This is a genomic window from Burkholderia sp. SIMBA_062 (assembly GCF_046534765.1).
GTDB classification, from domain to species: Bacteria; Pseudomonadota; Gammaproteobacteria; order Burkholderiales; family Burkholderiaceae; genus Burkholderia; species Burkholderia ambifaria.
Genome location: NZ_JAWRYD010000019.1, coordinates 1 through 13,454, shown reverse-complemented (window position 1 = coordinate 13,454; position 13,454 = coordinate 1). Strand labels below are relative to the sequence as shown.

Annotated in this window: 14 protein-coding genes; all 14 read left to right on the top strand. The window is 68.1% G+C overall.

The features are described 5' to 3' along the window. Positions 1-407: 407 nt before the first annotated feature. The 14 genes from SB786_RS21100 (at position 408) to SB786_RS21035 (ending at position 13,357) form a co-directional block, all read left to right on the top strand. Complete coding sequence (locus SB786_RS21100) at positions 408-779, top strand: DUF3564 family protein (protein WP_410729177.1); 372 nt, start codon at positions 408-410, stop codon at positions 777-779. 533 nt (positions 780-1,312) lie between these two features. Beyond that, entirely contained in the window at positions 1,313-3,103 is a 1,791-nt protein-coding gene (locus SB786_RS21095) for a PHA/PHB synthase family protein (protein ID WP_410729304.1), read from the top strand. Positions 3,104-3,113: 10 nt separating this feature from the next. Further along, positions 3,114-4,517, top strand: coding sequence for a bifunctional enoyl-CoA hydratase/phosphate acetyltransferase (locus SB786_RS21090; RefSeq protein ID WP_410729176.1), 1,404 nt, complete (start codon positions 3,114-3,116; stop codon positions 4,515-4,517). Further along, the gene (locus tag SB786_RS21085; protein ID WP_410729175.1) at positions 4,514-5,707 is read left to right on the top strand and encodes an acetate/propionate family kinase; all 1,194 of its coding nucleotides are present in this window, start codon (positions 4,514-4,516) and stop codon (positions 5,705-5,707) included. Before SB786_RS21090 ends, SB786_RS21085 begins: the two co-directional genes overlap by 4 nt. 8 nt (positions 5,708-5,715) lie before the next feature. Then, positions 5,716-6,477 carry an enoyl-ACP reductase FabI gene (gene fabI / locus SB786_RS21080; protein WP_410729303.1) on the top strand — a complete coding sequence of 254 codons (762 nt, stop codon included), beginning with the start codon at positions 5,716-5,718 and terminating at the stop codon, positions 6,475-6,477. Between the two features lie 2 nt (positions 6,478-6,479). Next, positions 6,480-8,078 carry a F0F1 ATP synthase subunit beta gene (gene atpD / locus SB786_RS21075; RefSeq protein ID WP_410729174.1) on the top strand — a complete coding sequence of 533 codons (1,599 nt, stop codon included), beginning with the start codon at positions 6,480-6,482 and terminating at the stop codon, positions 8,076-8,078. Continuing rightward, positions 8,075-8,521 (top strand): F0F1 ATP synthase subunit epsilon, encoded by a 447-nt coding sequence (locus tag SB786_RS21070; protein WP_410729173.1) that lies wholly within the window; start codon positions 8,075-8,077, stop codon positions 8,519-8,521. Before atpD ends, SB786_RS21070 begins: the two co-directional genes overlap by 4 nt. Continuing rightward, complete coding sequence (locus SB786_RS21065; RefSeq protein ID WP_410729172.1) at positions 8,518-8,958, top strand: AtpZ/AtpI family protein; 441 nt, start codon at positions 8,518-8,520, stop codon at positions 8,956-8,958. The genes SB786_RS21070 and SB786_RS21065 overlap by 4 nt, the downstream gene beginning before the upstream one ends. 2 nt (positions 8,959-8,960) lie before the next feature. Continuing rightward, positions 8,961-9,239 (top strand): ATP synthase subunit I, encoded by a 279-nt coding sequence (locus SB786_RS21060; protein ID WP_410729171.1) that lies wholly within the window; start codon positions 8,961-8,963, stop codon positions 9,237-9,239. After that, entirely contained in the window at positions 9,236-9,934 is a 699-nt protein-coding gene (locus SB786_RS21055; protein ID WP_410729170.1) for a F0F1 ATP synthase subunit A, read from the top strand. The genes SB786_RS21060 and SB786_RS21055 overlap by 4 nt, the downstream gene beginning before the upstream one ends. Beyond that, on the top strand, positions 9,931-10,179 hold the full coding sequence (locus tag SB786_RS21050) for a F0F1 ATP synthase subunit C (RefSeq protein WP_408436242.1): 249 nt from the start codon (positions 9,931-9,933) through the stop codon (positions 10,177-10,179). Before SB786_RS21055 ends, SB786_RS21050 begins: the two co-directional genes overlap by 4 nt. A 13-nt stretch (positions 10,180-10,192) precedes the next feature. After that, on the top strand, positions 10,193-10,942 hold the full coding sequence (locus SB786_RS21045) for a F0F1 ATP synthase subunit delta (protein ID WP_410729169.1): 750 nt from the start codon (positions 10,193-10,195) through the stop codon (positions 10,940-10,942). Next, the gene (locus SB786_RS21040; protein WP_410729168.1) at positions 10,923-12,470 is read left to right on the top strand and encodes a F0F1 ATP synthase subunit alpha; all 1,548 of its coding nucleotides are present in this window, start codon (positions 10,923-10,925) and stop codon (positions 12,468-12,470) included. Before SB786_RS21045 ends, SB786_RS21040 begins: the two co-directional genes overlap by 20 nt. Further along, entirely contained in the window at positions 12,467-13,357 is an 891-nt protein-coding gene (locus tag SB786_RS21035; RefSeq protein WP_410729167.1) for a F0F1 ATP synthase subunit gamma, read from the top strand. The genes SB786_RS21040 and SB786_RS21035 overlap by 4 nt, the downstream gene beginning before the upstream one ends. Positions 13,358-13,454: the final 97 nt, after the last annotated feature.

Below are 13,454 nucleotides of genomic sequence, written 5' to 3'. Positions count from 1 at the left end.
CGCGCGATGACGACCGCTCCAGTGACTCGCATGCCGGGATACCTGCTCGCCCTCACATGGTTGGCCGGCGGAACGGCGTCCGGTCGCAGGAGCCCCCCGGCGCTTGTCGACCGGCCGCATTGGATGTTCTGTCATAGCTTCGACATGCCGTTCCTCGCACCGTCGTTTCACGAGATCGCGAAGCGGTATCGGGACACGCCGACATGCCGACACGCCGAAGATATCCTCACGGACAAGCCGAGGCCGGGCGGCCGGTGCGGCGATACCGCAATGCCGTTGCTCGCGGGGGCACGGCGGCCCGCTGTCCACCGAGCACGCGCATATGCTGATTCGCCGGGTCATGAGCCAGTCAATGCGTCGACCGCCGATGACGGCGGCCGCCCTCCTTCGTCAAATCGGAGTCCATCGTGCGAATCACCCTGCATCTCGATACTTTCGCCTGCGACAACCCTTCGGCGTACGCCATTCTCTGGATCGATACGGCCATGCGCCGCTGGTCGCGCGAAGGTCATGCCGGGATGGACCTGCCAGCGTGGGGAACACTCGTCCACGAAGGCAGCGCCACCCTGATGAAGGGTTCCGACAACCTCGACTTATGCTGGCTCGACGATTTCGACCTTGACGCACCGTCCGGGCCGTTCGAAGGCCAAAGCGGCATCGCGCGCTGGCTGCGCGATGCCCGGCAAGCGCCCGTGCCCGGCACATGGCGGGTGCAGTGGGTCGACGTTACGGCGGAGACGCCGGAACACGAGGTATTCACGGGCGACGAAGAAGATTAGCCGTACTGAGTTGCCGTCTGCGCCATCACCATTGCCGCGGCGGACCGACTCGCGCCTGGCGCACCGCGGCGGCCCGGTACACCGGCTATGGCGAATCGAGTCCGATGCGCGGGACGTGTCAGCGTGGGCGAGAGCCGGTTCGTCATTGTGCGCTCGCCATACCCGATTTCAGGCATCCCTCTTCCGTGGCGACGGCCACGCCTCGCTGACGTCCATCAAACGACGGACATTGCCGCATGCGGCTCGCCGCCGGGCGCCTTGTCTCGCGCGATCGGTGCCGACCAACCAGCCGCCCAGCCGCGCGGCGCGCCCCGCCGGCTCGGCTTGAAGAACGAACGGCTTCACGCCACGATTGATTCAGATCAACGGTTGACCGGTATCGGGCAGCTACAGTCGCCGGCATCAGGTTTGCTGCTCCGCACAACGGGGCTTCCGGAGGAGCGCGAGCAGTGTCACTTCTGCGTCGCGAGCCGTTCCTCGCAAGCAAGCTGACGGCAGTACGCGACGCGCCACCCTATGCCGAGGAACGCCACATGGACACCCGCTTCAGAGCAGTTTCCGCATCCGTTCAAGCCCCCCCCGATATCCCCCTTGCCGACGCATCGGCCGCGCCGTTTCGCGCGCTCGACCACGCCAAGGAAGCGTTCATCGCGCGCCTGACCGGCGGTCTGTCGCCGGCGGCGCTGACGCTGGCGTGGGCCGACTGGCTCATCCATCTCATGGCCGCGCCCGGCAAGCAGCTGGAACTGGCGTCGCTCGGCATTCAGCACGCAATCCGCGTCGCCGGCTATCTGGCGCACCCGTCGCGTGGCGACGATGCGACACCGCTCGCCGAAGCATCGCCGGCGGACCCGCGGTTTCGCGCCGACGTCTGGCAAACCGAACCCTACCGCTTCTGGCAGCAGGCGTTCCTGTTGGGCGAGCAATGGTGGAGTGCCGCGACGCGCGGCGTGCCCGGCACCACGCGCCATCACGAAGACGTCGTGTCGTTTGCCGCGCGCCAATGCCTCGATGTGATGGCGCCGACGAACTTTCCGTTCAGCAATCCGGAAGTCTTGCAGCGCGCCGCCGCGACGCTGGGCATGAGCGTGGCCCAGGGCATGGGCAACGCGCTCGACGACGCGCGGCGCCTGGCAAGCGGCCAGCCGCCGGCCGCGCCCGATGAGTTCGCGGTGGGCCGCAATCTCGCCGTGACGCACGGCAAGGTGGTGTACCGCAACCATTTGATCGAGCTGATTCAATACAGCCCCACAACGGCCGATGTGCTGGCCGAGCCGGTGCTGATCGTGCCGGCATGGATCATGAAGTACTACATCCTCGACCTGTCGCCGCACAATTCGCTGATCCGTTATCTGGTCGAGCAGGGGCACACGGTGTTCTGCATTTCATGGCGCAACGTCGACGCGAACGACCGCGACCTGGGCCTCGACGACTACCGGCAACTCGGCGTGATGGCCGCGCTCGACGCGATCTCGTCGCTCGTGCCGGAGCAAAGGATCCATGCCACCGGCTATTGTCTCGGCGGCACACTGCTTTGCATCGCCGCCGCCGCGATGGCCGGTGTCGGCGACGATCGGCTTGCATCGGTTTCCCTGTTCGCCGCGCAAAGCGATTTCAGCGAACCCGGCGAGCTGCAGGTTTTCATCGACGACAGCGAAGTCTATTTTCTCGAGAGCATGATGTGGTCGCAGGGCTATCTCGCGGCCCATCAGATGGCGGGAGCCTTCCAGCTGCTGCAATCCAACGATCTCGTCTGGTCGCGCATCGTGCGCGACTATCTGCTCGGCGAGCGCGCGTCGCTCTTCGATCTGATGGCATGGAACGCCGACGCGACGCGCATGCCCTACCGGATGCATTCCGAATATCTGCGGCATCTGTTCCTCGACAACGATCTGGCATGCGGCCGTTACCAGGTCGGCGAACAGCGCGTGTCGATCCGCAATATTCGCGTGCCGATGTTCGTGGTCGGCACGGAGCACGACCACATCGCACCGTGGCATTCGGTGTTCAAGATTCACGATCTGTCCGATACCGACATCACGTTCGTGCTCACGAGCGGCGGCCACAATGCCGGCATCGTCAGCGAACCGGGCCATCCGCATCGGCATTTCAGGCTCAAGCACACGGCAGCGGACGATCTGCGCACCGGCCCCCAAGCGTGGCTCGACACCACGACACCGCAGGAGGGTTCATGGTGGCCCGCGTGGAGCGGATGGCTCGGCGCGCATTCGAGCCCGAATCGCGTCGCGCCGCGGGCGCCGGGGCAAGGCAACGGCGCGCACGCGCTTGCCGACGCGCCCGGCACTTACGTGCTGCAAGCCTAGGAGCCGCGCCATGAACGACATCCTGTTACGTAACCGAACGTTCGATGAACTCGCGATCGGCGAGTCGGCCTCGCTCGTGCGCATTGCCGGGCAGAACGACATCGATCTGTTCGCCGCCATGTCGGGCGACGTCAACCCCGCCCACATGGATGCAGCATTCGCGTCGACCGATCTGTTCGGCCATGTGGTGGTGCACGGCATGTGGACGGCGGCGCTGATTTCCGCGTTGCTCGGCACGCGCCTGCCGGGCCCCGGCACGATCTATCTCGACCAGACGCTGCAGTTCCGTCGTCCGGTCACGCCGGGCGACACCATCACCGCTACCGTGACCGTCAAGGAAAAGCGGGTCGACAAGCGTATCGTGCTGCTCGACACCCAGTGCACCAACCAGAAAGGCGACGTGGTGCTGCTGGGTATCGCCACCGTGATCGCGCCGGCCGTGACGATCGTCGTGCCGGCCATGCCGCGCCCCGAAGCGGCGGTGCGCCGCCATGATCGCTACGAGGCATTCATTCGTGAGGCGCGCGCGCATCCGGCCCTGCGCACCGCGGTCGTCCATCCGTGTTCGCCGGATGCGATCCGGGCGGCGCTCACGGCGCGCGACGAGGGGCTGATCGATCCGCTTCTGATCGGCCCCGAAGGCAAGATCCGCGCGGCCGCCGACGCCGCGCAACTCAGCCTCGACGGCGTGAAAATCGAGCCGGTCGAGCACAGCCATGCGGCGGCCGCGCGCGCAGTCGAGCTGGGCGCGGCGGGCAAGATCGCCGCGTTGATGAAAGGCAGCCTGCATACCGACGAACTGCTGTCCGCTGTAGTCGCGACGGCATCGGGGCTGCGCACCGCGCGCAGGATCAGCCACGTGTACGCGATGGATATTCCCGAGTACGCCAAGCCGCTGATGGTCACCGACGCCGCCGTGAACATCGCGCCGACGCTCGACCAGAAACGCGATATCTGCCAGAACGCCATCGACCTGATGCGCCTGCTCGGCGTGGACGTGCCGCGGGTCGCCGTGCTGGCCGCCGAGGAAACCGTCAACTCGAGAATGCCAACCACGCTGGACGCCGCCGCGCTCACCGTGATGGCCGCGCGAGGTCAGATCACCGGCGCGCTGGTGGACGGCCCGCTCGCGTTCGACAACGCGATCAGCATGGCGGCGGCCCGCACCAAGGGCATCACGTCGCCGGTGGCGGGCCAGGCCGACATTCTGTTGGTGCCCGACCTCGAGGCCGGCAACATGCTGGCCAAGCAGCTGGTGTACTTCGCCGGCGCCGACGCCGCGGGCATCGTGCTCGGCGCGCGCTTGCCGATCATTCTGACGAGCCGCGCCGACAGCTTGCGCGTCGGCCTCGCGTCGGCCGCGCTGGCCAAACTCGCCGCCGAACGCGCGGCGCAAGGAGCGATGCCGTCATGAACCCGCCGCTTCTGCTTACCTTCAACGCCGGTTCGTCGACGGTCAAGATCGGCCTCTTTCGCGTCGCATCCGGCGCGGCCGTGCGCATCGGCCAGGGTACGATCGACTTTCGCGAGCAACCGTTGCGCCTGCAACTGACGAACGGCAGCGAGACGATCGACATCGCGCTGCTGTCGAGCGTGACCGAAGACCTGCATGACGTGCTCGACGAAACGCTCGGCTGGTTCGCCGCGCACTTTCCGCTCGACGATCTCGTATCGGTCGGCCATCGCGTCGTGCACGGCGGCGACCGCTTCGCCGGACCGGTCGCGATCGACGACGACACGCTTGCCGCGCTGGCGGCGCTCGTGCCGCTCGCGCCTTTGCATCAGCCGCAGAGCCTGCGGCTGATTCGCGCGATCCGGCATCTGCGGCCGCATCTGGTCCAGTCGGCCTCTTTCGACACGGCGTTTCATCGCACGCAGACCGATCTCGTGCGCCGCTTTGCGATTCCGCGCCACCTGTTCGACGAGGGCGTCAAGCGCTACGGTTTTCATGGGTTGTCCTACCAGTTCGTGATCGGCCAACTCGCGCGGGAGTTCCCGCAGCTCGCGCGCGGCAAGGTAATCGCCGCCCATCTGGGCAGCGGCGCGAGCCTCGGGGCGTTCGAAGACGGCCGAAGTCGCGACAGCAGCATGGGCTTCTCGACGCTCGACGGCATTCCGATGGCGACGCGCTGCGGCGCACTCGACGCCGGTGTCGTCCTGCATCTGCTTGAGCAGCGGCACATGAGCAGCAGCGCCGTCGAAGAGATGCTGTACACGCAGTCGGGCCTGCTCGGCGTGTCGGGCATCAGTGCGGACAGCCGTGAGCTGCAGGCGAGTCACCGCCCCGAAGCCCGTGAGGCGCTGGAGTTGTTCGCCTTTCGCATCGCAGGGGAAGCGGCAAGGCTCGCCGCCACGCTGGGCGGCCTCAACAGCCTCGTGTTCACCGCGGGCATCGGCGAACATCAGCCAGAAGTGAGGCGCGCCATATGCGATCGTCTGGTATGGCTCGGCCTCGAGCTCGACAGCCAGTCGAATGCCCGTAACGCGCGGGTAATCAGCAGCGCGCGCAGCCAGGTGACGGTGCTCGTCCTGCCGACCGACGAGGAACAGATCATCGCCAACGAAGCCCTGAGCGTCTGTCATCGTGAGGAGTCAACGTCGTGAATTCGATTATCGATCTCTCCGGCAAGCGCGGCCTCGTGGTCGGCATCGCCAACCAGCAAAGCATTGCCAGCGGCTGCGCCAAGCTGTTCCGGGCCGCGGGCGCGCAACTGGCCATCACGTATCTGAACGACAAGGCCGAACCGTACGTTCGCCCGATTGCCGAAGCACTCGAAGCGCCGCTCTTTCTGCCCTGCGACGTCGTCGTGCCGGGGCAGCTCGAGGCCGTGTTCGATCGGGTGACAAAGGAATGGGGGCGGCTCGACTTCCTGCTTCACTCGATCGCCTTCGCGCCCGCCGACGCACTCCACGCGAGCCTGATTGACTGCCCGGCCGACGGTTTCGCGCTCGCCATGGCGGTGTCGTGCCATTCGTTCATCCGCATGGCAAAGCTCGCGCGGCCGTTGATGCCCGACGGCGGCAGCCTGATGACCGTGAGTTTTTACGGCGCCGAGCGCGCGGTCGATCACTACAACGTGATGGGCCCGGTGAAAGCGGCGCTCGAATCGAGCGTGCGCTATCTGGCCGCGGATCTCGCGGCGCAGCGCATTCACGTCCATGCCATTTCGGCCGGCGCGGTGAAGACGCGCGCGGCGTCCGGCATCGACCATTTCGATGCGCTGCTTGACGACGTGCGCGCGCATACGCCGGCCCACCATCTCGTCACCATCGAGGAAATCGGTCGCATCGCCGCGGTGCTGGCGGGCGACGCCGGCATGACGCTGACCGGTTCGACGATCTACGCGGACGCCGGTTTCCATATCACCGCATGACCATGGCCGACGAACATCCCGACATCCGGCCGCAAGCGCCGACGGACAATCAGTCGCCCGCACCGGCGCACGGCACGGCGGTTCATGGCCGCGTGATCGCGGTGCGCGGCGCGGTGATCGACGTCGCTTTCGACGCGGCTCCACTTCCGCTCATCGAAGAAGCGCTGTCGATCGTCGCCGATGACGGGCCACCGATCATCGCCGAGGTGCAGGCCCATCTGGATGAATCGACGGTGCGTGCGCTCGCGCTGCAATCCACCAACGGCCTGCGCCGGGGCGCGGCGGTGCAGGCCACCGGGCCGATCCAGGTGCCGGTGGGCGAAGCGATGCTGGGCCGGCTGATCGACGTCACCGGCACACCGGGCGATCGCGGCGCGCCGTTGCCGGCCGACGTGCCGCGACGGCCGATCCATCGTCGGCCGCCGCCGCTGTCGTCGCAGAGCGGCGCAACCGACATCTTCGCGACCGGCATCAAGATCATCGATCTGCTCACGCCGCTCGCGCAGGGCGGCAAGGCAGCGATGTTCGGCGGCGCGGGCGTCGGCAAGACCGTGCTGGTGATGGAGCTGATTCATGCGATGGTGGAGCGCTATCAGGGCATTTCGGTGTTCGCTGGCGTCGGCGAGCGTTCGCGCGAAGGCCATGAAATGTTGCTCGACATGCGCAGCTCGGGCGTGTTGCCGCGCACCGTGCTGGTGTACGGGCAGATGAACGAGCCGCCCGGCGCGCGCTGGCGCGTGCCGCTGACCGCGCTCACGGTGGCCGAGTACTTTCGCGACGAACGGCAGCAGAACGTCCTGCTGTTGATGGACAACGTGTTCCGCTTCGTTCAGGCCGGCGCCGAAGTATCCGGCCTGCTCGGACGCCTGCCCTCGCGGGTCGGCTATCAGCCGACGCTGGCAAGCGAAGTGGCCGCGTTGCAGGAGCGCATCGTGTCGGTCGGCGGCGTATCGGTTACGGCCATCGAAGCGGTCTACGTACCAGCGGACGATTTCACCGATCCCGCCGTGACCACGATCGCCGCGCACGTCGACAGCATGGTCGTGCTGTCGCGTGCCATGGCCGCGGAAGGCATGTATCCGGCCATCGATCCGATCGCGTCGTCGTCGGTGCTGCTCGACCCGCTCGTCGTCGGCGACGCGCACGCGGCCATCGCCACCGAGGTGCGGCGAACCATCGAACACTATCGCGAGTTGCAGGACGTCATCTCGCTGCTCGGCGTGGAAGAGCTCGGCGCCGACGACCGCCGCATCGTGGGCCGCGCGCGCCGGCTGCAACGTTTTCTGACCCAGCCGTTTGCGGTGACCGAAGCGTTCACCGGCGTGCCCGGCCGCTCGGTCGCGGTCGCCGACACGCTCGCCGGCTGCAAGGCGATCCTGGCGGGCGAGTGCGATACGTGGCAGGAAAGCTCGCTCTACATGGTGGGCACACTCGACGAGGCGCGTGCGCGGGAACACGGGTCGCCTCCGGCAACGCAAATCTCCGGCGACGGCGTACGTGCCAGCACCGCCAGCGCCAGCGCAACCGGCACCAGCGGCGCTCCTGCCACCGACACCGCCGACACCGCCGTACCGGCGGCCGCCGCGAGCGCCGCGAAATGAGCCAGCCGCTCCATCTGACAATCGCCACGCCCGCGGCCGTACTGGCCGATAGCGCGGAGATCGTGGCGCTGCGCGCGGAAGACGAAACCGGCAGCTTCGGCATTCAGCCCGGCCACGCCGACTTTCTGACCGTGCTCGTGCCCTGCGTGATCCGCTGGCACGGCCCCGATCACGTGCCGCGGTTCTGCGCAGTGGACGGCGGTGTGCTGCGGGTCGCGCAGGGCCACCACGTCACGATCGCGTGTCGCGACGGCATATGCGGCGACACGCTCGTCGCCTTGCAGGCGCAGGTGGCGGCGGCCCACGCGAAGCGCCTCGACGCTGCGCGGCGCGCGCGCGTCGAACAAACCCGGCTGCACGCGCGGGCGCTCCGGCAGTTGTTGCGCTATCTGCGCCCCGGCGCACGCGACGATCACCGGGCACACAGCAAGGAGACGTCATGAACCGCAACGGCGGCGCAGGTCCAGATCAAGAGCCGGACAATTCGAGCGGCGCACGGCGTGGGGACGGCACGAATGATGCGAATAACCCGCCCGACGAGACGGACGACACCGGCGGGACCGCACATGGCCCCGCCGGCTCACCCCCGTCGATCGACCCGTCATCCGAACGCGTCGTGCGCGCGGCGCGCCGGGCCGTGTCGCGCGAACGCGTGGCGCGCGACGAACCGGAGCCCTCGCTCGGCGCGCGCCTCGGGCAGATCGGCATTCTCGGCTGGACGATCACGGCGCCGACGCTGCTCGCCCTCGTGCTCGGTCGCTGGCTGGACCGCATTTTTCGCACCGGCGTCTTCTTTTCAGCGCCGCTGCTGATGATCGGCGCGGCCATCGGCCTGTGGTCCGCATGGAAGTGGATGCACCGGCAAACGGGGAGCAAATGAGCATGACATTCCATTCCGTTCTCGCCGCGCAGATCGCGATCGGCCTGCCCGTCGGCGTACTGGCGGGACTGATTCATTTCGCCGGGCTGCACTGGAACGTGCGGCTCCTGAGCGCCGGCATGCCCGGCCGTGCGATCGGCTTGCAGCTCGCCCGCCTCGGCGCCCTCGCGGTGGTCTTGGTGCTGCTGGCGCGGCTCGGGCCGTGGTCGCTGTTATCCGGCGCCGGCGGGCTGCTGCTCGCACGGCATGCGATGCTGCGCCGCGTCAAGGTGCAGCCATGATGCACTCTCCGCTCGCCACCGAACCGCTCTTTCACCTCGGCCCCGTCCCGCTGTCGGCGCCGGTGGTGACGACGTGGATCATCATCGCCCTACTGTGGGCAGGCGCGGCGTGGGCCACGCGGCGTCTCGCCCTCGCGCCGTCGAAAGCCCAAGCGGTGCTGGAGTTGCTGGTGAGCACGGTCGACGACCAGATTCGCGACACGATGCAGGCCGAACCGCACGCCTACCGCTCGCTCGTCGGCACCCTCTTCCTGTTCATCCTGATCAGCAACTGGTCGTCGCTCGTGCCGGGCGTCGAGCCGCCCACGGCGCACGTCGAGACCGACGCGGCGCTCGCGTTGATCGTGTTCTGCGCGACGATCTTCTACGGCGTACGCACTCGCGGCCTCGGCCGCTATCTCGCGACGTTCGCCGAGCCCACGTGGATCATGACGCCGCTGAACCTGGTCGAGCAGATCACGCGCACGTTCTCGCTGGTCGTGCGTCTGTTCGGCAATGTGATGAGCGGCGTGTTCGTGGTCGGCATCGTGCTGTCGCTCGCCGGGCTGCTCGTGCCGATTCCGCTGATGGCGCTCGACCTGCTGACCGGCGCCGTGCAAGCCTACATCTTCACCGTGCTCGCCATGGTATTCATCGGCGCGGCGATCGCCGACGCCGCACCGCAATCCACGAATCGACAACAAGGCAAACCATGAACAATCTCATTCAGGTGGTCAGCATTCTTGCCGCGGCGATCGCGGTTTCGTTCGGCGCGATCGGACCAGCGCTCGGCGAAGGGCGCGCGGTCGCCGCCGCGATGGACGCGCTGGCCCGCCAGCCCGAATCGGCGGGTACGATTTCGCGCACGCTGTTCGTCGGGCTCGCGATGATCGAGACAATGGCCATTTACTGTCTCGTGATCGCGCTGCTGGTGCTGTTCGCGAATCCGTTCATCAAGTAAGCGGGAGACCGTCATGCATATCGACTGGTGGACGCTCGGCCTGCAAACCGTCAACGCGCTGATCCTGATCTGGCTGCTTGGGCGGTTTCTGTTCCGGCCGGTCGCCCGGATGGTCGCCGAGCGCCAGCAGGCCGCCGCCGCGCTGATGAGCGACGCCGCCGCGGCCAAAGCGGCGGCAGTCGATACGCGCGAGCGCGCGGCGGCGGAACTGGAGCGCATCGCGCAGCAGCGCGCCCAGCTTCTGGACGCCGCCAGCGCCGAAGCGGCCGCGCTGAAGACGTCGCTCGAAACGGCTGCGCACGCCGACGCCGAGCGTTTGCGCGCCGACGCCCGCAACGAGATCGACGCCTTGCGCCGCGACGCCGCCCAGTCCGATGCCGCGCGCGCTTCGCAACTCGCGCTCGACATCGCCGCGCGGCTGCTTGACCGCTTGCCGCCGCAAGCGCGGGTCGCGGGCTTCATCGACGGCCTCGCCGCCGCGCTTGCCGATCTGCCCGACGCCACCCGCGCGCAACTCGCCACCGGCGCCGACGGCTTGCGGCTCGTCGCCGCGCGTGCGTTGAGCGACGACGAACTGGCCGGTTGCCGCGCGGCGCTCGCACGCGTCATCGGCCGCGAGGTCGCGCTCCATGCATCGGTCGATCCGACGGTCATCGCCGGCCTCGAACTCGAAGCGCCTCACGCGATCGTGCGCAACAGCTTTCGCGACGACCTCGCGCACCTCGAAAAGGAGTTGCTCGCCCATGAGATCCATCACGCCTGATCCGGCGGCCGACGACTGGCTCGCGCGCAGCCGGGCCACGCTGGCCCAAACCCGCTTCCGCCCGCATGCGCAAACGGTCGGCCGCGTCGAGCACGTAGCGGACGGCATCGCCCTCGTCTCGGGTCTGCCCGACGTGCGGCTAAACGAACTGCTGCGCTTTGACGGCGACCGACTCGGTTTCGCACTCGCGCTCGATGCCGACACTATCGCCGCCGTGCTGCTCGACAACGGCGACGCCATCGCCGCCGGCTCGCAGGTCGAGGGCACGGGCCAGGTGGTCGAAGTGCCGGTCGGCCCCGGCCTGCTCGGCCGCGTGGTCGATCCGCTCGGCCGGCCGCTCGATCGCGACGAGCCCGTGCCGGCCGCCGCGCATATGCCGATCGAAAGACCGGCGCCCGCGATCATCGAGCGCGGTCTCGTCACGCAGCCGGTGGCGACCGGCATTCTGCTGATCGACGCGCTGTTCGCGATCGGCCGCGGGCAACGCGAACTGATCGTCGGCGATCGCGCCACCGGCAAGACCTCGATTGCGCTCGATACGATCGTCAATCAGAAAGACACCGACATGATCTGCGTGTACGTGGCGGTCGGCCAACGTGCGACGGCGGTGCAGCGCGCCATTGAGGCAGTGCGCCAACACGGCGCGCCGCAACGATGCGTGTTCGTGGTGTCGCCGGCATCGGCTTCGCCCGGCTTGCAATGGATTGCGCCGTTCACCGGCATGACCATCGCCGAATATTTCCGCGACCGGGGCCAGCACGCGCTCGTCGTGATCGACGATCTGACGCGGCACGCCGCCACGCACCGTGAATTGGCGTTGCTGACGCGCGAACCGCCGGGCCGCGAAGCTTACCCCGGCGACATCTTCTATCTTCATGCGCGGCTGCTGGAGCGCGCGGCACGGCTGTCGGAGGAGCTGGGCGGCGGTTCGCTGACCGCGCTGCCGATTGCCGAGACCGACGCCGGCAACCTGTCCGCCTATATTCCGACGAATCTGATTTCGATCACCGACGGCCAGATCGTGCTCGACGCGGGCTTGTTCGCCGCGAACCAGCGCCCCGCGGTGGATGTCGGCCTGAGTGTGAGCCGGGTGGGCGGCAAGGCGCAGACGGCCGCGCTGCGCGGCGTGTCCGGCCGGCTGCGGCTCGACTACGCGCAGTTTCAGGAGCTCGAAATGTTCACGCGCTTCGGTGGCCTGACCGATGCACGGGTCAAGGCCCAGGTGGCGCGTGGCGAGCGCATCCGCGCGCTGATCACGCAGCCGCGCTTCACACCCTTGCGTCCCGTCGACGAAATCGCGCTGCTGGCCGCGCTGGACGAAGGCGTGTTCGACGCGTTGCCCGTCGAATGCGTCGCCGCAGTGCGCGCGCGGCTCGCCGCGCATCTGGATGCGCACGGCGGCGCCGCGGCAGCCGCCGCACTGACGGCCACCGGCGCGCTCGATGCGGCGACGCGCGACGCGCTGGTGGCGGCGATGCGCGATCTCGCCGGGCAGTGCGCGACGCCGGCCACGGCGGTCTCGCCATGAGCAACAAGCTGAGCGAAGTCGACGCGCGCATGGCAAGCGTGCACGAACTGGAATCGGTGGTGAGCGCGATGCGCGGCATTGCAGCGGCGCGCGCGCGGGAGGCGCGCGGCCGGCTCGACGGCATTCGCGCATGCGCCGCGATGATCGGCGCGGCGATCGGCGACGCGCTGATGCTCGGCGAACGCGAAGCGTCGCCACCGGTTGCGGATGCCGGCGCGCGCGCCGACACGCACGTGGTGATCGTCGTCTGCGCGGAGCAAGGCTTCGTCGGCACCTACAACGAACATCTGATCGACGCCGCGGAGCACATGCCCGGCGCAGGCGCTTGCGACTACTTCGTGATTGGCGGGCGCGGCGCCGCGGTGGCCGATGTCCACGGGCTGCGGATCGGCTGGAGCGCGCCGATGGTCGCGCATGCCGACGAAGTCGCGGCGCTCGCGAGCCGAATGACCGAGGCGCTGTACGAACGCCTCGAAACGGGCCGCGCCACCCGCGTGACGTTGCTGCACGCCGTGCCGCAGTTGTCGGCCGCCATCGACATCGAGCAGAAGTCGTTGCTGCCGTTCGACTTCACGCGCTTCGAGCTTCCCGCGCGCGGTCTCGCGCCGCTCGTCACGCTCGCGCCGCGGCGTCTGCTCGCGGAACTTGCCGAAGAGTATGTGTTCGCGCAACTATGCGAGGCGCTCATGCTGGCGTTCGCGGCGGAAAACGAAGCCCGCATGCGTGCAATGATTGCCGCGCGCGCCAACGTTCACGATACGCTCGAACAGTTGACGGGCGACTTTCGCCGGCTGAGACAGGAAGAGATCACCGCCGAGATCGTCGAGTTGTCCGCCGGCAGTCCCGCGGTCGGGACCAAGCGGCGCGAGCCGCGTCCGCCGCACTGAGCGCGGAGCCCCCCTTCACACTAGCAAGAAACGCTTATGGAGCGAGAACGGGTTGAACCTCGCAACCGAGGTCGTTCAAGCGCTTCAGCAAGCGTTG